Origin of the sequence: Acinetobacter bereziniae LMG 1003 = CIP 70.12 (assembly GCF_000368925.1) — a bacterium.
Taxonomy (GTDB): Bacteria; Pseudomonadota; Gammaproteobacteria; order Pseudomonadales; family Moraxellaceae; genus Acinetobacter; species Acinetobacter bereziniae.
The window spans coordinates 371864-392825 of sequence record NZ_KB849756.1; the positions used below are offsets into that span (position 1 = coordinate 371864).

Genomic DNA, 20962 nt, shown 5'->3' on the forward strand with positions numbered 1-20962 from the left:
CATCATGAATTTCAAACCATTCTCTATTTATTCATTTAAAACACCATTACTCGTATTGATCACCTTACTCTACTCAAGTGTCAACTATGCTGAAGTCGAACTTGATAACCACGAAGAAAGTGAAAACGTGATGGATGATTCCACATTAAAGGCCAATTTAACCTTACAAAGCTTAAAAAATTTAGATAAACAGCAGCAATATCAAACACCTTTTGTTCAAGACTTGGAAAATAACCAAAAAGTCAGAACTTTATTCGTTTCAACCACGGACCTCCCGATCGTCGATATTCAACTGACATTCAATGCAGGTTCTTCTCAAGATCAAGCATTGGGACAGGGCTTATTTGGTATGTCGAATATGGCTGCCAAACTGATTACAGAAGGTACAGATCAATATTCTGCAAAAGAAATCGCCTCAACCTTTGAAGGCTTAGGTGCACAATTCAATGTAACCGCATATCGAGATATGTTTGTCGTAAGATTACGCGTATTGTCAGATCCGGAAAAATTAAATCCAGCTGTCAATATGATGTTACATGTACTCAATCATGCCCAGTTTAATCCATCTGGTTTAAATCTTATCCTCAACAATACCAAAGTTGGGCAAAAACAAATTCAAGAAAATCCAAGCAGAATGATGAACATCCGTTTTTATCGCGCACTCTATGGACAACATCCTTATGCTGAACCCACTGTTGGCACCAACGGCAGTTTAAAAAAAATTACGCCAGAGCTACTACGTTCATTTAGACAAAAATTACTCGTCGCTCAAAATATGAATATTGCCATTACAGGGAATCTAACTGCTGCTGATGCGACTCAACTTGCCAATACCATTAGCCAAAATATGACGCAAGGTGAAGCAGCTGAAGTATTACCAGAACCGCAAGAACAACATGATTTTAATATTCATTACATTCCATTTAATTCTACACAAGCCAATGTCATGATGGGGCATCTGGGTGTAAAACGAAGTGATCCTGATCGAATAGCTTTAGAAGTGGCTAACCAAATGTTTGGCGGTAGTGGTTTTAATTCAGTACTTATGAAAGAACTTCGCGTCAAACGTGGCTATACCTACGGCGCATATAGCACCTTAGCGACCACTTTAGCACAAGGCTTTTTTAGCTTGAACTATGCAACTGAACAAAATCAATTGATGGACAGTATTCAAGTTGCACATCAAGCATTGCGTGATTTTGTCAAAAAACCTGTACAAAAGAAGCAACTTGAGGAAACCAAAGAAGGGATGCTACGTTCCTTTCCAATGACCTTTAGTTCAAATGCTAATATTAATGCACAGATTGCATCAATTGGATTTTATCAACTGCCTGCCGATTATTTAGCCCAATATCAGAAACAATTGAGTCAAATTACCGTCAAGCAGGTTCAAACAGCAATCCAAAAGCATCTCCGCGCGGATCGTCTCACTTTGGTTGTTGTTGCACCTACACTGGATCAACAAGCACTTAAACAAATGCTGAAAGATGATATAGGTGCCAATCCTCAAATCCAATCAGGTCAAACTCACGAAATAAAGAAAAATCCAATGCCAGATATCCCAGCATTGATCATCAAAAAAACCATTCGCCCTCAAGAAGAGTCTTTAAAATAGCTTTTGAGGATTATTCAGGATCAGTGATATCCACAGCAGGATATTCCCTAACACGCTGATGTTCAAAGTGATAAGCTCGCAACAAACGCAGATAATCAGCAACACTGATTTGATCCTGATGTTGTAATTGTTTAGCTATATTTTGGGTTTGAGGATAAGCGGCTTGTTGGGAATATTGAATCACATATTGATATTGTTCTGGGCTTATTGGACGCAATAAGGCCAATGTTGCAAGAACAATCATCAGTGCGATGATCACAACGACAAAAGAATTCAAGATTTTTTCCACAGGAAATGAACAGCATAATTTTTGAAAATAATCTTTGATTTTTTGCATGAACTACCTCTAATTACAGATAGTTTATCATTCTGAATATAAAAATATAGCGCTTTCTGAACGACATCTGAACAACACTGCAAAGATCGATGTTTTGTCTTTGCTCTATGACAAGATGAGTTGACTTTCAGAACATGCAATATGACCTTTTACCCTCTCAACTGCTCCATGGCTAATATACATGTAAAGCCCTCTTCTATTTTAGAAAAGGGCTTTAAATCAAACCAGATAAAGTTGTTAATAAGCTCAAGACTCAACGATCAAAGAATGGTTGCACGTAAGAATGCAAAATATAGAATGATTGCAATAATTGCTAAAGCTATGCATACAGCAAAAATACTTACACCGCCTTCAGCATGTGCAGGATGTAGATCGTCATCATCAGCGAGACGTCTTAATTCCCCATCATAAACATGGTAAAAGTTCTTTTTTTGCACTGGGTCTAAATTTCTGGTATAATCATAAACACGTTTTCGTTGGGCTAAACAATAATCACCAAGATGAATTTCTTGATGGTAAATTGCTTCATCCAACTGCCGACGATGATACTGAGCTAATTCAACAATCTGAGACTCAGCAGCGGGTACATCAAAAGTAAAGCCATCTATCGTGTTTGTCATTTTTGCTCTCCCTTTGTCTTAATTCTCATATTGATTTTAATAAATATTATTTCTGTTTAATGTTTAATCATGTAATCTTATTTTCGTCAAGTGTAGATTTCAAATTACTTGACAAGTAACGCAAACTGTAATATTAGTTTAATAAAGTTAAGTTAGATTAGTTAAGTATAAGCTCCGATGGGGAGCTATGTTAAAAGATCATAATTACAATAAGGAGTTACCTATGATTCACCAAATCTCTCATCAAGACTTAGAACATGTATATGCGGATGCTGTAAACACAATCCAATGTGAAATGAACTTTGTAGAAGCAGTAAAAGCATTAGAAGATGCAGCAAAAGCTGGACATGGTAAAGCAGCAATGTTTCTTGCAGAACTTTACTACCAAGGTTTCCGCGTAGAACGTGATTCTTTAAAAGCGCAGTACTGGCAAAAGATGGCCACGATGCAAGCATAAGCAAACGTCACCTAGGTGGCGTTTTTTAATGCCTGAGGATTTTTTAATTAATAAATACTTACGCATTTGATACAATTTTTATTGTTTTAATAAATGCTTACGATTCACTATAAAGTACTCACAGTTCTTAAATGTATTTCTATTACAATAACACTGGTACATAAACAGACTATCGACTATGAAGAAGTATATCCACCTCCAACCAATATCGAACGAATTGTTTATTAAAATTTCTATTCTAAAATCACTGATGTATTGTGGTGTACTTTGGGGGCTTTACCATGAAGGATGGGCAATGAAATCAGCTTCAGAAGAAGTCTACTTCCCATTTTGGCTGAATGCGGTTCAAGCACATCAGTATGCCAAGATTCACTGGCCTCACTATACACCACGCAAAATAACACCAAAAGACTTTAGAGAATCTTTATTGCCAACGCTTACCCGCTTGAACATCATGCCTGCATTATTTAATTCTTCATCTCGGAAATTCAAACTATCAACCACTCAAATGGATCATTTCTTTTTTCACAATACCGCTCAATTTCAAACGGCGTAAAGAACAAGCAGTATATTTTGATGTTTTCAAAATGTTGTAAAAAATAAACTTTATATTTTGTGACTGTAGAGTATTTGCAAAGTTAAAAAATACAGTTAATTTAAAGAGGTGCAGATTGATCAGCACCAAAGAAAAGGAAGAATAATTATGACGACAGTAGCACAAGTCATCCAAGATAAAATTGGTCACGAAATTTACACGATTTCCCCCTCTGCCACTGTATTAGAAGCCATTACACTTATGGCAAATAAAGGTATTGGTGCTGTCGTAGTCACAGAAGATACCAAAGTTGTCGGCATTCTTTCTGAGCGTGACTATACGCGTAAAATTGCCCTTATGCAGCGTACTTCAGATCATACAACTGTTGCTGAGATTATGACCTCCAAAGTCATATCTGTAACACGCAGCCATACAGTCGAGCAGTGTTTAGGTCTAATGACCGATGGTCATTTACGTCACTTACCGGTAATTGAAGCAGAAAAATTAGTTGGTTTTGTATCTATTGGTGATCTTGTTAAAGCCACGATGGAAGATCAAAGAAAATTAATTGAACAATTACAACAATATATTTCAGGTTAAGAAAAAGATAGATATAGCCCTTCAAATGGAGGGCTACATGATCAATGACTATAAATCATAATGAATATTTCAATCATTTTTCAAATTTCTAGATAATAAAAATAATCACCTGCTTTTAACTGATGATCTTCATTTAATACTGGAATAAAACAATTACATTCTTTAAAGAAATTCAGCATATCAGGACGTTCATTTTCTACATTGATTATTTTAATTTCTGGAATCTCTTTGGTCACAATTCTATACCTTTCATCATAAGCCGTACGTGATACATAAGCCCATAAAATTTTGTATTTATATTCTCGGTCAATATCAAAACTATAATCATGGGATAATACTCCTACTTTCCATTCAGGTAAAAATGGTTTTCGGTACATCCGTTGCAATATTGTTGGCTTTACCAATAAATGCATATTTACAATGATGTCAAGAATATAACCTGAGATATAGCCCATCAACGCTTTATCTTCATACTTCATCGTCCTTTGGACAATTAAACGTCCTTGTTGATTGTAGAATTTTACCTCTTCTCGGCATACTGGGTTTCTTAAATCACCTGAAAATAATCTGAAATGATTGCCAGACGATTGAATTTTTTGATTATATTCACCTTGTGAGTATAGTCTTCTTAACTCATTCAGAGATCTAAACAAACCTAATTGATTGAAAAAACGATGATCTGCTAAACCGCACGCAACAATATAATCATAGTTTTGGGTCACCTGCTGAATATTGTTTAAATAAGTTTCAAAACTAGTCGCAATGCTGTCATCCGTAGTTTTTGTATCTAGCGGGACATTCTTGAATGGTTTTATTTTAATTACTTCAAAATCAAAACCCCAACTTTGCATGCAATCTTGAATATATTCCATTTCAAAATTTTTATTCAAATTTTCGAGGTCATAATCTACACACAGCACAGCAAATCTTAATTTTTTATAAACTTTTATTTCACTTATGCCAGCCTGTCTTAGTAAGGCTTTTTTTGCATTTGTAATAATATCATCTTTTTTTAAAACTAAATCTTTCTCTTGGTAGTCAGCCCCAATATTGACAATGCCCGTTCCTTTTTTTATATCAGCCAACACATCTCCTTTTTCAGGACTAAGATAGGCTGCTCTAAACCAAGGTAAATGTTGCTCTAAGGGTATCACCGTATTTGCTATATCTCCTATTTTCATATATGGAGCTATATCAGATAGGAATGTGTTTGTCTGTTTAATTGCAAATGGATTTTCCCCATTCATTAAATTTCGAAAGAAATGTATCGTTTCGATTTCTTTATACTGTTCTACAGTAGTAATATCATCTTGAATATTCAAAAACTTCCCATAAATTGCTGATAATGCTACAGTCGGATGTGCTGAATTAGCATAAATATCTTCTGCAAGCTTTCTACCTAAACAATTTTTTAAGGAAATTTTTTCTGTTAAATTTGAAATAGGCATGACTTGAGCAATATGCTCTTGCTGCCATAAATTATAATTTATATATTTACGGTTTCTGATTTCCAATGTAATAACTCAACAATGTTATAAAATTAAGCGATGATGCTTCAATGATTTTTATTAAAAATATGCTATTTGATATAATTTACATATCAAATAAATTATGCTAATGGCGTCGTTTAAACTCTTTTTCTCCAATAAAGTTCAATAATTTCATTATGATAACAGATAAATAAAAAACCCAGCCGAAGCCAGGTTTTAGATTGTTGAATTTTAAATCAGTTGAGATTTAACTTGCCAGCAACATAGTCTGCATCTTTATCACCACGCCCAGAAAGATTGACCACAATTTTGATTTCTTTCGATAATTTCGGTGCTTCACGAATTGCCCAAGCCACAGCATGTGAACTTTCCAATGCCGGTACAATACCTTCTACACGGGACAGCATCATAAATGCATCTAAACATTCTTGGTCAGTCGCAGTTGAATATTCCACACGTCCCAAATCTTTCAAAAAGCTATGTTGTGGTCCAACACCAGGGTAATCCAAACCTGATGCAATCGAATGCACAGGCAACGGCTCACCCTGCTCATTTTCAAGTACATAGCAAGCCATACCATGAATTTGACTTGGCTTCCCTAAAGTCAATGTTGCTGAATGCTGTTGAGTATCCAAACCATGACCAGCAGGTTCCACACCAACCAGTTTAACCTCTGCATCATTTAAAAATGCCGTAAATGCGCCAATTGCATTTGAACCGCCACCTACACAGGCAACCACATAATCGGGTTGAGCACCAAAACGATCTTGTGCTTGAACTTTAATTTCATTGCCAATAATAGATTGGAAATCACGTTCCATTTTTGGAAATGGGTGTGGACCAACCACAGAACCGATCGCATAAATAAAGTTTTGTGGATCTTTTAAATATTCATCAAATGCGCTATCTACCGCATCTTTCAATGTTGCCGTACCTTGCGTAACTGAAACTAATTTAGCGCCTAAAATTTTCATTTTGACAACATTTGGGTGCTCTTTTTCAATATCGACTTGTCCCATATGAATTTCACATGGAATCCCTACAAGTGCACAAGCAGTCGCCAAGGCTACACCATGCTGACCCGCACCCGTTTCTGCAATCACTTTGGTTTTACCCATATACTTGGCAAGTAAAGCCTCACCTAAGCAATGGTTAATTTTATGTGCGCCAGTGTGATTTAAATCTTCACGCTTTAAATAAATTTGTGCACCGCCCAATTGCTCAGAAAGGCGTTTGGCATAAAATAAAGGGCTTGGGCGACCAACATAATTGGCAAATAAATCCGCTAACTCATTCTGAAATTCAGCAGTTTGACGAATTTCTTCATAAGCAATGTTGATTTCGTCCATTGCCGCTTTTAAATGTGGTGGAATAAATTGACCACCATATTCACCAAAAAATCCTTGTTCATTTGGCAGTGCAATACCATTAATTTGATGATCCATATCTATCCCTCATTAAAATATAAGCCGTTGAATGAGTGGGTCTATTGACAGTTCTGCAATATTTTCGACTCAATGTTTTAACTCATACACGGCACAACTTACGAAATTGAATTATTCTAAATGATAAAAATATTATTTCACAAGGCAACAAGCCCATAGTAGAACCATTTTAGTCTTCACTATACTTGATGCTACAAGCTCGACCTTGCGTTATTCTGGCTCAGCCTATGGCTAAAATTATCTTAGACGATCATAGGCATCGACATGAAATTTAAAAATAGCTTCACTATTGTTGTATTTCATGTCTCACGCCATATACATCTCATGCGCAATTTTAGCCTACTTCAGAAGCTATTTTTTACCAACCCAAAAAACAAACTAGACCTTGATACGATCCCAAATTTAGCGTGACAAATATTTGGTCATATCTTCAATGCCCTTTAAAGTCATTGGAAACATATGGTCCTCAAATATCTGTTTAATCAAGGCAATGGTTTGCGTGTAGTGCCAGTAATTTTGTTCTTCTGGATTCAGCCACGCTGTTTTTTCAAAATGTTGACGTAAACGACGTAACCAGACATCACCAGCTTCATCATTCATATATTCAACGGAACCGCCCACCGATTTTAATTCATAGGGTGCCATACTGGCATCACCAACAACAATTACACGATAGTCTTTACCATAAGTATTAAACAAATCCCATGTGTTCATTCGTGTAGAAGAACGGCGATGATTATCTTTCCAAACGTAATCGTATAAACAGTTATGAAAATAAAAATATTCTAAAGTTTTAAATTCTGTTTTTGCTGCACTGAATAATTTTTCACATTGTGCAATATGAGCGTCCATCGAGCCACCCACATCAAATAGCATCAAAACTTTAATACGATTACGCCGTTCGGGGACCATTTGTACATCTAAAATGCCCTGCTTGGCAGTTTCATAAATAGTACTGTTGATATCTAACTCTTCAGCAGCACCCTGACGAGCAAACTTACGCAACCGACGTAAAGCCATTTGCATTTGCCGTGTACCTAAAATTTGCTCATCATCCAAATTTTGGTATTTACGCTGCTCCCATACTTTGACTGCTGAGTTTTTGCGGCTTGGTCCACCAATTCGAACACCTTCTGGGTGGTCACCATAAGCACCAAACGGAGAAGTACCTCCAGTACCCACCATTCGATTGCCACCTTGATGCTTTTTATGTTGTTCACGTAAACGTTCTTCCAACATTTTCATCAATTCTTCAAGCGAACCTGCTTTCATTAATTCAGCACGTTGCTCAGGTGTCAGATGCTTTTCAAGTAGCTCTAAATCAAACCAATCCTTTGGCAGTTTTTGAACTTTGCTGAGCAAATCATCAATATCAAAGGTGTGAATTCCTTCAAAATAATCTTTCATGGCACGATCATATTTATCAAAGAAGCGCTCATCTTTGACCATGACCGTTTTCACCAATTGATAGAAATCATCTTGATCTGCAAACACCAAGCCCTCACTCACCGCTTGGTTGAGATCAATCAATTCACGGGTAGATACAGGTACACCATATTTTCTGAGGGTATAAAATAATCGCACAAACATATGGCGATCTCCTCATTAACGACGTGACATAAAAGCTAAACGTTCAAGCAATTGAACATCCTGCTCATTCTTAATCAATGCGCCATATAAGGGTGGAATTGCTTTCGCTTTATCATGATTACGCAAAATATCTTCTGGCATATCATCTGCCATGAGTAAACTCAACCAATCAATCAATTCAGACGTTGAGGGTGGTTTTTTTAAGCCTGGAACTTGGCGCAATTTAAAGAAGACTTGCAAAGCTTCAGAAACCAGAGTTCCAGAAATATTGGGAAAATGTACTGCGATAATTTCACGCATGGTCGCTTCATCAGGGAATTCAATATAATGGAAGAAACAACGACGTAAAAAGGCATCAGGAAGTTCTTTTTCATTATTTGAAGTGATGATCACGATAGGACGCTGAGTAGCAGTGATCGTTTCACCTGTTTCATAAACAAAAAAAGACATCTTGTCTAATTCATGCAACAAGTCATTCGGAAATTCGATGTCTGCTTTATCAATTTCGTCAATTAATAATACACAACGTGATTCACTGGTAAACGCTTCCCACAACTTTCCGGGCTTAATATAGTTTTTGATGTCATAGACACGATCATCACCCAACTGACTGTCACGTAAACGTGATACAGCATCGTACTCATATAAGCCTTGCTGTGCTTTTGTTGTCGATTTAATGTGCCATGTAATCAGTTTAAGTCCTAAGCTTTCAGCAACCTGTTCTGCCAGTAAAGTTTTACCTGTCCCAGGTTCACCTTTAACCAGTAGTGGTTTTTGAAGTGCGCGAGCAGCCTTTACGGCTAATTTTAAACTATCAGTTGCGATATACTGTTCAGTACCAGTGAATTGTTGAGCATCAACAGACATAGATTACCTTTATTTTTTATTTAAAGTGGTGAAATATTTTTAGCGACAGCGTTGGCTTGCGTATTTTTATTGGTTTTGTATTTAGACCAAAAAAATCCGATGATTAATCCCAGCCCCATCACAAATGCAATCAAGGCAATGTTTGACCAAATCAATGCTGAATCTTTGGTTAAAATACCAAATAACAAGCCAAATATTGCAGGTGCAATTGCTGAGTTCGGTCCTTCAGAAATGGTGGGCGTTGCAAGAACTGCAAATACAATAATCCATGTGATCCCACCAAGTGGTGATGGCAATCGTTTTGAAATCGAATACCAGCACCATAAAATTAAGAGCGTCCCAAGAATATAGACAGAAATTGCAATATTATCTTCTGGGATCGAATCCAATAGATCTAAAAAACTTGTCCATATTCCTGATAACTGATCAAGCACCGCGTAATCCCTCTGGTTCTGCCGCATTAGGGTTAATTAAACCTTCTGGCGGCATTTGAATAAAGAAGCCTTTCGTCTTCAGTGAATCAATCACATGTAAAACATTTACTCGTGCTAATTTTCTTGATTCATTAAGTTCAAGGTGCATGACATGCGTTGCACGACCAAAAGCAATACGTACAGGTTCAGATAGTACCTCTAAAGGATCTGCACTTTCGTCATGGTCTGGATGATTAGGACGAGCCACATAAAGATACATTTCATCTTTCTTGCTCGATTTATAAATATCACAATGCATTTTAAACAACAGCTTCCATAAAACTTATGTGACAGCATACATGAAAAAAACGACAGACACATTATCGAAATTTAACGTATCAGTCGTTATTTATGATCATTTGTAAAATCTTTGAGTAAAAATAAAGCATCACATATCATGACACCACATTTACAGATCTTGTTGAAAAGCTAAGCAAACAGACCATCAAAACATGACATCAAGTTATTCATTCACTTTCATTTGCATACTTAAATAGTGAACATCGGCATGTAATAACTGAATCAGTGGTTGCGTCAATTGTTCATAACGCCACCCCAGTAGATAGCGTGGCAAATCTTGTTCTTTGCCTTGAAACACCACATGATGATACAAAGCATTCAACCACTTTTTACGCATGAGTACTTCTTTAGGGACTTGCATATCCAATGAAATTTGTGAAATTAACTCATCAACTTCAACTGTGATACCTTGCGAGGAGTGTTTAATTGGTCGTGCGATTCGTAATGGCCACTCATCCATCTCTGGTAAAAATTTTAATAAGTCTAAAATGGTTTTACCGTGCTCACGAACAATATTAGGTCGAATGCCCTTTACATTAGACAATTGAAAGTTATTCTTCGGATTAACTTCAACCAAATCAATCATCGTGGCATTTTTAAGAATAAAACTGCGGGGTTGATTCAGTGCCTTGACCATTTCTTCGCGCCACACACACAATTGTTGTAATTGCATCAATTGTTTGCGCGAATGACGATAGTTACCAATATCACTATATAACTTTTCTTTTGGTGTTTCTGAAGCAATTTCAAAGGTGAGATTTTGACAATCTTCCAATACTTGTTGATATAAGTTCTTCTGTTCCAACTGCGCTTTAACTTTTTCAGCCAATCTCATAATGTATAGAACATCATTTGCAGCATAATTCATCTGCTCAGTGGTCAAAGGACGAGCTAACCAATCTGAACGGGTCTGATCTTTATCAATCTCAATGTCTAATATCAGTTTTAAGGCATTTTGATAACTGACTTGTAAGCCATGCCCTAGGAAAGATAACGCCACTTGCGTATCAAACACATTCTCAAGATTCTTTTTATCAGCATAATGGTAGATTAAATCAATATCCTCACCACAAGCATGAAAAATATTTTGCTGCGCTTGAAAAAGTCGATGCCAGAACTGATCTAAATTGAGCGTGGTACCATCGAGTAAAAACACTTGACCATTGACATTGATTTGAAATACACCGAGTTTAGGCCAAAATGTATCAACCTTGATAAATTCAGTGTCTAGACCGTATGTTGATGTGTGTTGCATTAAATTCAACACAGATTCAAGTTCAGTCTGTTGATTAATAAATTGGAACATGTCAGGGCAGAGTAAAACTTGAAGTGCGACATAAACCACCTAATTAATTTAAAGGGTTTATGGAGTATATAAAATTGTCATACCATCATCTTAACTTTGAAGATCGTACTGCATTAATGCTTGAGTCAAGAAAAGAAGGCTTTTCAGCCAGAAAATTTGCTGAACTCATTAAAAGACATCCTAGTACGATCTATCGTGAGCTTAAAAGAAATAGCATCAATGACGTTTATCAAGCTCGATATGCTTCTGATAACACCTTCGCTAGACGTAGACGTGGTCACAGAAAACTCAAAATCGATTCAATCCTCTGGAAATTTATTGTTGAAGCGATCCGTTGTTTATGGTCTCCTCAGCAAATAGCAAAGCGTTTAAAGACATTTCCTGATTTGGATCAAACAATGAATGTAAGCCATACAACGATTTATTCAACGATACGCGCATTACCAAAGGGTGAGTTGAAAAAAGACTTATTATCCTGTCTGCGTCATGAAAATAAAAAGCGAAAAGCTAACGGTGAACCTAAAAAAGATTCTATATTACAGGATATTAAAACTATTCATGAGCGCCCAGCCGAAGTTCAAGAAAGAAAAATACCGGGTCATTGGGAAGCTGATTTAATTAAAGGTAAAGACAATAAAAGTTCGATAGCAACACTTATTGAACGAAATACACGGCTCTGTATCTTGGCAACATTACCTGATGCAAAGGCAGAATCAGTGCGCAAGGCTTTAACTGAAGCTCTGAAATATTTACCTGCAGAACTGCGTAAAACGTTGACCTATGACCGTGGACGCGAGATGGCAGAACATAAAATACTTGAAGAAGATTTAGGCATAGATGTATATTTCTGTGACCCACATTCACCCTGGCAAAAAGGCACATGCGAAAATATGAATGGTTTAATTAGGCAATATTTACCTAAAGGGATTGATTTAAATCAGGCAGATCAGCATTATTTAAATCAAGTTGCCATGTCACTGAATACTCGTCCTAGAAAAGCGTTAGATTGGCTTACACCATTAGAGAAATTTGCTCAGCTTGTTGATTATCATAAGACTTTTCAAACTGTCGCACCTCATGTTTGAATTCGCCCAGTTTAAGTCAAAATGTTACATTCAAATGAAATATGATTTTACCTTAATATATAAAATTTAAATATAATATTTTTGAACTAATTTGAGATAAATGTCTTATTTTTCAATAAAATTATTTTTAAAATATCCATTTTATATATAGGTTTTAGAACTTAATGAATTGATCCTTTAGAAAAAATAACGAATCATAGACGGACCGTTCTATCTAAGGGATTTTACCTAATTTTTCTCAAAGTTATGTAAATAATTTTAAATAAAATCGAGTTTGTTTATCTTTTAAACACCTTTGAATTCAAAATAAAGTGAATGAAAATAAACAAACCCAACATCTGATGAAGACAAAAAAGTATTATTTCATCCGCATACGATTGTGTACTGCTTGACTCAGTGTATGGCTATCCACATATTCCAGCTCACCGCCTTGTGGAACACCTTGAGCAATTCTTGTCATCTGTAGTGAAAGATGTTTGGTTGCTTCAACAAGATAATGTGCTGTCGCTTGCCCTTCTACAGTTGCATTGGTTGCTAAAATCACTTCAGTAATATTGCCATCACTCAAACGCTGTACCAAGTAAGGTATACCAATTTCTTCTGGACCAATTCCATCTAAAGGCGATAAATGACCACCCAATACATGATATTTTCCACGAAAACTTCCGCTTTGTTCAATTGCCATAACATCAGCTGGAGATTCGACTACACAAAGCAGTTGATCATCACGATCATTCGAACAACAAATATCACAAACTTCATTTTCTGTCAGAGAGTGGCAAATACTACATTCATGAATAAAAGAAGTCGCTTCATTTAACGCATGCGCCAAACCAATCGCGCCTTCTTTGTTTTTCATAATCAGATGTAATGCCATGCGTTGAGCCGACTTTGGTCCAACACTTGGTAAGATCCGTAACGCTTGTACAAGCTGATCAAAACGGTCGCTAAACACCTAAGATTCCTTAGAACAAACCTGAAAGACCAGGTGGTAGACCCATTCCTGAATTGGCTTCTTTCATGGTTGCTTCTGAAATAGCCTCTGCTTGACGTGCAGCATCATTCATTGCAGCTGCAATCAAATCCTCGATCATTTCTGGATCATCTTGTAATAAATCTGGGCTGATCTCGATACGCTTAACAACATTACGGCAAGTCATCGTCACTTTGACTAAACCACCACCCGCTTCTGCTTGAACTTCAGTTTGAGCAAGTTTTTCTTTTGCTTTCTTAACATTACTTTCCATGTCTTTTTGCATGCGCTGTGCTTGTTGCATCAACATATTAATGTTCATAAGGTACTCCGAACAAAAAGTCTTTAAATAAATTTTTGTCTTGCACACATTGGCTTTTTTTTTCAAAAATCACAAATGGGCGCAAGACTGTATTTGAGCAATGACGCTTATCTTAAATTAAATCTAATCCATGAGAAAGATCACGAATAATATCATTGACATCTTCCAAACCAACAGACAGACGAATTAAACCTTCACGAATGCCCGCTGCAGCTTTTGCTTCAGGCGAAAGCTTACCATGTGTTGTTGTTGCAGGATGAGTAATGGTCGATTTGGCGTCGCCCAAGTTGCCAGTAATTGAAATAAATTGTGTGTGATCAATGACTTTCCAAGCCCCTTCTCGCTCACCTTTCACCTCAAATGAAACAATCCCACCAAAGCCTGTTTGCTGTTTTGCCGCCAATTCATGACCAACATGCTCGGGCAATCCAGCAAAGTAAACTTTTTCCACTTTCGGGTGTTTAACCAACCATTCAGCAATGATCTGTGCACTTTCAGAGTGCGCCTTCATACGCAGTCTTAGCGTCTCTAGACCTTTTAAAAACACCCAAGCATTGAAAGGACTCATCGACGGTCCTGTCGTTCTTACATAACCAAATACTTCTTCTAGAAGTTTGTGACTACCGACAACAGCACCACCTAATGCGCGACCTTGACCATCCAAATATTTAGTCGCTGAATAAATCACTAAGTCCGCACCAAATTGTAGAGGACGTTGCAAGATTGGCGTACAGAAACTATTGTCAATCGCCAACAAAGCATCATTTGCATGTGCCAAATCAGATAAGGCTTGAATATCAGCTACTTCTGCCAATGGATTGGATGGCGATTCAACAAAAAGTAATTTTGTTTCAGGGCGAACAGCTGCTTGCCATGCGCTTAGATCAGTCAAATCAACAAAAGTCACGGCAACATTAAATTTAGCAACATACTTTTCAAACAACGCGACTGTTGAACCAAAAACAGCACGTGAACAGATCACATGATCGCCAGCTTTCAAGAAAGACATCGCTACAGCCATAATCGCTGCCATACCTGAACTTGTTGCCACAGCACGTTCACCACCTTCAAGAGCAGCTAAACGCTTTTCAAACATCGTAACCGTCGGATTGGTAAAACGTGAATAAATATTGCCTGGCTCTGCACCTGAGAATTTTGCTGCTGCTTCAGCTGCATTTTCATAAACGAATGATGAAGTCAGAAAAATTGGTTCCCCATGTTCCCCTTCAAAACTGCGAGTATGACCTGTACGAATCGCTAAGGTGTCAAGTTGGTATTCAATGTCGTCGTGCTGGCTCATTTCAACTGCTCAGTCCTAAAACTGCCTTTGTAAAATATTGCCAACATTTTGAGCGTCCTATGTATTTAAGGTCAAGGTAAAATCGCAAATTATCACATACACTTCGCATAAATCTGTATAAAAATGAGACAAACATCGCTTATGACCCAAGTATCAGCCAAGTTCCAAGCAAGGAAAGCCAAGTTAAAAAATTTGACGACACGGATTTTCAATGGCAAGTCACTGGTTTTATCTCAAAGTACACCTTATGAAGTCATTGCAGAGCATCATCAAACCAAAGTACGTTACTATGCTGCGCCAGAAAAAAAGTTTAAAGAACCTTTGGTTTTTACCGCACCGTTGTCGATCAATATGGCGATCTATGATCTATACCCGTATCGCTCATTAATCAAACATTTTACAGAACAAGGCTTTGATGTTTATTTATTGGATTGGGGAAAATTAAGCTATCAAGATCGTGACTTAAACTTCCTTTACTTTATCGACGAATCGATGCCTTTATGTATCGACAAGATCCGAGAGCATTCACAAAGTGATCAAATTTCACTGCATGGGTGGAGTATGGCCGGAATTTTTGTATTACTATACAGTGCTTTACGTCAGCCCAATCATGTAAAAAATCTCATTGTACTCGCCAGTCCTATCGACAGTTATGCTTCTGGTGGAATTGGAAAACTGTATCAAAGAATCAATAGTCTGATTATCAAAAACCAAAAACTTAAAGATACACTTTATAAAGGAGGCTTACCGAGAAAACTGATCCATACTTCTGGTTTACTAAATGCGATTGGATTTAAAATTCTTGATCCCAAAGGCTGGTATGAAGGTCACAAACAATTATTACTCAATTTAGATGATCGAGCACTTTTACATGAGCATGCCACACTTGGCAATTTTCTCAATCATATGGTGGATTATCCTGGGGGTGTTAATCAAGACATGTTGTTTAATGTATGGCTCCAAAATCCACTAAAAAATGGTGTTATACAACTCAGCCGACATAAAATAGAACTTAAAAATATCAATTGTTCTTTGTTGGTGGGTGCTGGAAAAAGTGATCAAATGGTCACTGCCGATGCAGTTAAGCCTTTAATCGAATTGACAAATAGTAGCGATGTCACGTTTACTCTAATCTCTGGAGGACATTTAGGACTGATGTCTAGCCAAAAAAGTGCAGAAGAATTTTGGCCGACATTATCCAAATGGTTAGAACAACGATCGACTAAAAGTTAAGAGACAGTTATGAATACTACAGTTGCATTTATCGGTTTAGGTGCTATGGGCTATCGTATGGCAGCACATTTGCCTCAACATTTTGATACTGTTTATGTATGGAATCGAAATTTTGAAAAAGCCAAACAACATGCAACTGCGTTCGGCACTCAGGCGGTAGCTTTAGAACAGGCTGTTCAGGCTGATATAATTTTTTCATGCTTACCCACCAGCCAAGATGTTGATGATTTAATTCAGGGACTAAAAATTAAATCAGGTGCGATCTGGGTAGATTGCACCAGCGGTGTGCCTGATGCAGCACGTCAACAAGCATTACAGCTTAAACAACTTGATATTGAATTCTTGGATGCACCTGTAAGCGGACAAACCATTGGTGCTGAAAATGCCACACTCACCTTCATGGTGGGCGGATCGAATGATGCATTCCAACGCGCTTTGCCTGCAATGCAAGCAATGGGAAAACTAATTAAACATGTTGGCGATTCCGGTGCTGGATTTGCGGTTAAAGCAGTTAATAATATGATGATGGCAGTTCATTTATGTGCAGCCGCAGAAGGTTTTACCACACTCAAAGCGCATGGCGTAAATTTGCATGAGGCATTAGATTGTATTAATGCTTCAAGTGGAAAAAGTGGTGTTACTGAATCAATCCTTCCGCAACGTATTCTCAACAGAAGTTTTCCACTGACCTTTGGGCTACCTTTATTGGCAAAAGATACAGGAATTGCCATTGATTTAGTTCGCGAGGCGAAACTCTCTACACCAATTCTTGGTTTAACACAAAGCCTAATCCAAGCAGCAAACAGTCTTGCAACACCAGACAGTGACTTTTCAACTGCGGTAAAAATGTATGAATCATGGAGCAAAATTACATTAGATTAATTTTTCGTCATTGAATAATCACAACCAGCCCCTATAATCTAATCAAGTGACACACGATTATGTCAATTTTGAGGCAAACTCATGAACAAATATTTTATTGCTACACTGTCTGCTTTATCCATTTTTGTGGGCACACAAGCTTTCGCAGATAATGCACAAGAATGCAAAAAATTGCAGGATGATTACAATGTGATTTATGCATCAAAAGGTTTCTGTTTCAAAGATCCTGAAGCAAAGGCAAAATATAATAATGACAATTGTTATACAAGTAAGCCTAAATTTACTGAAAAAGAGCAACAAAAACTTGACTCTATCAAGGAACGTCAGAAAGAATTGAATTGTAAATAATTACATTCATACATTTAAGGAAGTAAATATGGCTTATGATGATCAGAATATTTTTGCTCGAATTTTACGTGGCGAACTTCCAGCATTAAAAGTTTATGAAGATGATCATGTACTTGCATTTATGGATATCATGCCACAGGCAGATGGTCACACTTTAGTTATTCCAAAAACCAAAGCCATTACATTATTGGACTTAGAACCAGAAGCTGCTGCCTATACCATTAAAATTGTACAAAAAGTTGCTCAGGCAATTGAAAAAGCTTTAGATGCAAAAGGGATTGTTTTAATGCAACTCTCTGGCGCATCAGCTGGACAAACTGTGCCGCACGTACACTTTCATCTTATTCCAAGCTCTGTACACGAATTAGGTCGTCATGCTGTACAAATGGGCGATCAAGAAAAAATTAAAGTGTTGGCTGAAAAAATTAAGTCCGCACTCTTATAAAAAATTTTCTTTAGAAATGAGGCATTTATTGCCTCATTTTTTTGCTTCAAATTCTTATTATGTATCGCTTACGTCATCAAATTGTCATTTATTCTTCACTTATATGTAACAAAGTTTACAGATACTGCATGCAAGTTAGTAAGTAGTGCTTAACCAACACTTACTGAATAAAAAAAGTATCAGCAAACCCATTGAACATGTTTTGGAGAAAACTCAATGAAAAAAGTGCTACTCGCTGCAGCCATCACTACCCTTAGCATAAGCGCAGCTCAAGCAGCGCCTACATTGTACGGTAAGTTCAACGTAAGTTTAGATCAAATCGATAAAAATAAATTCGTAGATGAAAGCGTTACCAATGTAACCTCTAACAACTCTCGTATTGGTATCAAAGGTGAAGAAAAATTAACAGATAAATTATCTGCTCTCTACTTAGCAGAATGGCAAGTAAATACAGATGGTGACGGTACTGACCTAAGTATGCGTAACCGTTATGTGGGGATTAAATCAGACGGTATTGCAACATTAAAAGTGGGTCGTTTCGATACTTACTTAAGAAATACAGCAGGAAACAATCAAGATATCTTCAATGACCTTATTGAACTCGATATGACAGCGATTTTGGCGGGTGAAGACCGTATCAATAACGTTATTGGTTTTGAAACTGATAAAAAATTATTGGGTGGTTTAGGCTTTAACATCATGTTCCAGCAAGGTGAAGAATCATCTGCATTGAAAAATGATGCAAAAGGTCAAAAAGGCAGTCGCGATGGCTTTGGTGATGGTATTTCAACATCGCTCACTTATGAAAATAAAGACTATGGTTTAGCAGCTGCTGTTGGTGGGAACTTCGGTATCGCATCAAAATACAATGCATATAGCTCTGAACTTGGTGGCAGCTCTATCTACTCTGATGCAATCCGTGTTACAGGTTCTTTAGACTTCAAACCTTTAGGTCTTGATGGATTAGTATTAGGTGCATTATGGCAAACATTTAAACCAACTGATGATACTGTTGCTGTTTCTAAAACCGCTGGCACTCCTCCAGTCACAACAACAACTTCATTTAAAGGCTTAAAAGAAAATGCATATGGTATCACTGCTGCTTATGCAATTCCTTCAACACCAATTAAATTGAAAGCTCAATATATCTCATCTACCACTGAATTAGATGGTCGTGATGATCGTCAACAAGATCTTTACGGTGTAGGCGCAGATTATAACATCAACAAGCAAGTTCGCTTCTACGGTGTAGTGGGGCAACAAAAACGTGATTGGGCTGCTTCTGCTACAGCTGAGAAAAAGAAAACTGTTGTTGGCTTAGGTATGGAATATAGCTTCTAATTCCAAATCGAAGGTTTACACAAAAAACGGCAAGTTTACTTGCCGTTTTTTTTTACAATTCCCTTTTCTAAAAATCTCGAAACTCATCAAACCACGCATTTACTATTTTTTGATCTATATCAAATTTTGAAGATTCAACAAGTTGCTGTACAGCAACTCCTGTATCTTCCCTTTCAACAGTTTCAATATTGGGCAATGTATTAATCATCTCTATAAGTTCAATAATTGATTCTTTCACATCTTGCTCATTCTGTGCTTTGGAGATTTTTTTTAAAGCAGATTTATATGCTTTGATCGCAATTTTTGCATTTTTGCTTTGCCAGCTTTCAAATGGAATTCCATATTCAGTGCTAAACCATATTGGACTTCTCAGTTTAGACACCGAAGAATAATCCAATTGTTTTTCTTTAGCCAAATGCTTTAATTGGGTATTTAATGTTTTCCCAGTTTTTTCATCAATATTCCATGCAATGAAAGAGCTTAAGTTTTCCCAAGTATTTAAAGCAGGAAAGCCTTCCAAATTTACTGCATAACGTATTCCAATACGTTCAAGTTGGTGAAGTTGTTTTAAACATGCTGTATTGGTTATATTCCCGGTTAAGTTCAAATTTTTCAAATTAGGAAACTGTAGTAAGCTTTCACAATCAAAAGCCTGACCAATTGGTTTAACAATTACATCGAGTGAACTAATTTTTGCCAAGTCAGTAATAATTGGAAGATGGTACGCGGATACAGATTGATCTTTCTCAGTATTGGGTTCTATTCGAATATGATGAATTTCTTGCTTGGTCTTAATTTCAAAAAGCTCAATTTTTCCAGAGAGATGAAGTGAATATAAACTAATATTATTACTATGATCCAAAGTCAATTTGATCAGATCATCATTACTTTTTATTGCAAGATTACGAATTTGGGCATCACTCAAATCAAGACACAACGAGCGAGAGGGTTGCCAAAAGAAATTTTCAATTACTCTCTTCTTCGACCACTCCACAAAACTAGTATCATTTCCCCAATAGTAAAAAAATCTTGGCCAATCTCCATAAGGATGCAAATGCGCATTTTGTTGACCATGTGGCGTATAAAAGGTATTAAAGACATCCCAATCGATTACAGCATTTTCACCAACAAGAACATCAAACTTTTTCTTGTCCATGCCAATTCGCCCAATCGAGAAACTCCCTTGACCAGCAGGAATTTTGATTTGATGGCTATCCGTACCTGTTAAAGAAATATAAATGGGAGTATCTCTATCCATGTTCATCCATTATTTTTCAACTGCACTATTCATTTTTGAGCTAAAACTTGAGTACTGATGATTGTGCAAATAAGTATATAAACTCAATACTAAATATATCAAGCTTAAAGCTTTAGCTTTGTTTCATATTAGCAAAGTTA

Annotated in this window: 23 protein-coding genes; 10 read left to right on the forward strand and 13 right to left on the reverse strand. The window is 36.8% G+C overall.

The annotated features are described in order from the left end of the window. Positions 1–4 precede the first annotated feature (4 nt). The gene (locus tag F938_RS11835; protein WP_005032034.1) at positions 5–1615 is read left to right on the forward strand and encodes a M16 family metallopeptidase; all 1611 of its coding nucleotides are present in this window, start codon (positions 5–7) and stop codon (positions 1613–1615) included. A gap of 10 nt (positions 1616–1625) precedes the next feature. Here F938_RS11835 and F938_RS11840 read toward each other — a convergent pair whose 3' ends face one another. Beyond that, positions 1626–1952: a hypothetical protein gene (locus F938_RS11840; protein ID WP_005032035.1), complete on the reverse strand. Its 327-nt coding sequence runs from the start codon at positions 1950–1952 to the stop codon at positions 1626–1628. Positions 1953–2212: 260 nt separating this feature from the next. Then, positions 2213–2572 (reverse strand): hypothetical protein, encoded by a 360-nt coding sequence (locus F938_RS11845; RefSeq protein WP_004830396.1) that lies wholly within the window; start codon positions 2570–2572, stop codon positions 2213–2215. A 223-nt stretch (positions 2573–2795) separates the two neighbouring features. Between F938_RS11845 and F938_RS11850 the strand changes: the two genes are divergently transcribed. The 3 genes from F938_RS11850 (at position 2796) to F938_RS11860 (ending at position 4164) form a co-directional block, all read left to right on the forward strand. Beyond that, entirely contained in the window at positions 2796–3029 is a 234-nt protein-coding gene (locus F938_RS11850) for a hypothetical protein (RefSeq protein WP_004719607.1), read from the forward strand. Between the two features lie 178 nt (positions 3030–3207). Next, the gene (locus F938_RS11855) at positions 3208–3585 is read left to right on the forward strand and encodes a DUF2750 domain-containing protein (protein WP_004830394.1); all 378 of its coding nucleotides are present in this window, start codon (positions 3208–3210) and stop codon (positions 3583–3585) included. 147 nt (positions 3586–3732) lie between these two features. Beyond that, positions 3733–4164, forward strand: coding sequence for a CBS domain-containing protein (locus F938_RS11860; RefSeq protein ID WP_004830393.1), 432 nt, complete (start codon positions 3733–3735; stop codon positions 4162–4164). A gap of 80 nt (positions 4165–4244) precedes the next feature. Here the strand turns inward: F938_RS11860 and F938_RS11865 are convergent, their stop codons facing one another. From F938_RS11865 to F938_RS11895, 7 genes are all read right to left on the reverse strand, one after another. Beyond that, positions 4245–5678, reverse strand: coding sequence for a molybdopterin-binding domain-containing protein (locus F938_RS11865; protein WP_005032041.1), 1434 nt, complete (start codon positions 5676–5678; stop codon positions 4245–4247). A 212-nt stretch (positions 5679–5890) separates the two neighbouring features. Beyond that, positions 5891–7099, reverse strand: a complete 1209-nt coding sequence (gene trpB, locus F938_RS11870) for a tryptophan synthase subunit beta (RefSeq protein WP_005032045.1) — start codon at positions 7097–7099, stop codon at positions 5891–5893. Positions 7100–7501: 402 nt separating this feature from the next. Beyond that, the gene (locus F938_RS11875) at positions 7502–8689 is read right to left on the reverse strand and encodes a vWA domain-containing protein (RefSeq protein ID WP_004830390.1); all 1188 of its coding nucleotides are present in this window, start codon (positions 8687–8689) and stop codon (positions 7502–7504) included. 15 nt (positions 8690–8704) lie between these two features. After that, positions 8705–9556 (reverse strand): AAA family ATPase, encoded by an 852-nt coding sequence (locus tag F938_RS11880; protein WP_005032047.1) that lies wholly within the window; start codon positions 9554–9556, stop codon positions 8705–8707. Positions 9557–9576: 20 nt separating this feature from the next. Further along, complete coding sequence (locus tag F938_RS11885; RefSeq protein WP_042066816.1) at positions 9577–10017, reverse strand: hypothetical protein; 441 nt, start codon at positions 10015–10017, stop codon at positions 9577–9579. After that, a complete protein-coding gene (locus F938_RS11890) occupies positions 9983–10288 on the reverse strand; it encodes a YcgL domain-containing protein (protein WP_005032050.1) in 306 nt (101 codons plus the stop codon). Before F938_RS11890 ends, F938_RS11885 begins: the two co-directional genes overlap by 35 nt. Positions 10289–10492: 204 nt before the next feature. Then, positions 10493–11635, reverse strand: coding sequence for a ribonuclease D (locus F938_RS11895; RefSeq protein ID WP_005032052.1), 1143 nt, complete (start codon positions 11633–11635; stop codon positions 10493–10495). A 59-nt stretch (positions 11636–11694) separates the two neighbouring features. Here F938_RS11895 and F938_RS11900 point away from each other — a divergent pair, with 59 nt between their 5' ends. Continuing rightward, the gene (locus tag F938_RS11900; protein WP_010326927.1) at positions 11695–12720 is read left to right on the forward strand and encodes an IS30-like element ISAba125 family transposase; all 1026 of its coding nucleotides are present in this window, start codon (positions 11695–11697) and stop codon (positions 12718–12720) included. A 358-nt stretch (positions 12721–13078) separates the two neighbouring features. On the opposite strand, the gene recR is transcribed toward F938_RS11900, so the two are convergent. From recR to F938_RS11915, 3 genes are all read right to left on the reverse strand, one after another. Continuing rightward, a complete protein-coding gene (gene recR, locus F938_RS11905; protein WP_004830384.1) occupies positions 13079–13675 on the reverse strand; it encodes a recombination mediator RecR in 597 nt (198 codons plus the stop codon). A 10-nt stretch (positions 13676–13685) separates the two neighbouring features. Beyond that, positions 13686–14015 carry a YbaB/EbfC family nucleoid-associated protein gene (locus F938_RS11910; RefSeq protein WP_004830383.1) on the reverse strand — a complete coding sequence of 110 codons (330 nt, stop codon included), beginning with the start codon at positions 14013–14015 and terminating at the stop codon, positions 13686–13688. A gap of 112 nt (positions 14016–14127) precedes the next feature. Next, the gene (locus F938_RS11915; RefSeq protein ID WP_005032055.1) at positions 14128–15315 is read right to left on the reverse strand and encodes an O-succinylhomoserine sulfhydrylase; all 1188 of its coding nucleotides are present in this window, start codon (positions 15313–15315) and stop codon (positions 14128–14130) included. A 141-nt stretch (positions 15316–15456) separates the two neighbouring features. Between F938_RS11915 and F938_RS11920 the strand changes: the two genes are divergently transcribed. The 5 genes from F938_RS11920 (at position 15457) to F938_RS11940 (ending at position 19564) form a co-directional block, all read left to right on the forward strand. Beyond that, a complete protein-coding gene (locus F938_RS11920) occupies positions 15457–16548 on the forward strand; it encodes an alpha/beta fold hydrolase (protein ID WP_005032057.1) in 1092 nt (363 codons plus the stop codon). 9 nt (positions 16549–16557) lie between these two features. After that, positions 16558–17430 carry an NAD(P)-dependent oxidoreductase gene (locus F938_RS11925; RefSeq protein WP_004830380.1) on the forward strand — a complete coding sequence of 291 codons (873 nt, stop codon included), beginning with the start codon at positions 16558–16560 and terminating at the stop codon, positions 17428–17430. 81 nt (positions 17431–17511) lie between these two features. Continuing rightward, complete coding sequence (locus F938_RS11930) at positions 17512–17778, forward strand: YARHG domain-containing protein (RefSeq protein ID WP_004830378.1); 267 nt, start codon at positions 17512–17514, stop codon at positions 17776–17778. Positions 17779–17806: 28 nt separating this feature from the next. Further along, complete coding sequence (locus F938_RS11935) at positions 17807–18223, forward strand: HIT family protein (RefSeq protein ID WP_005032059.1); 417 nt, start codon at positions 17807–17809, stop codon at positions 18221–18223. A gap of 216 nt (positions 18224–18439) precedes the next feature. Then, positions 18440–19564 carry a porin gene (locus tag F938_RS11940; protein WP_005032061.1) on the forward strand — a complete coding sequence of 375 codons (1125 nt, stop codon included), beginning with the start codon at positions 18440–18442 and terminating at the stop codon, positions 19562–19564. 67 nt (positions 19565–19631) lie between these two features. On the opposite strand, the gene F938_RS11945 is transcribed toward F938_RS11940, so the two are convergent. After that, positions 19632–20822 (reverse strand): hypothetical protein, encoded by a 1191-nt coding sequence (locus F938_RS11945; RefSeq protein WP_005032063.1) that lies wholly within the window; start codon positions 20820–20822, stop codon positions 19632–19634. Between the last annotated feature and the right edge of the window lie 140 nt (positions 20823–20962).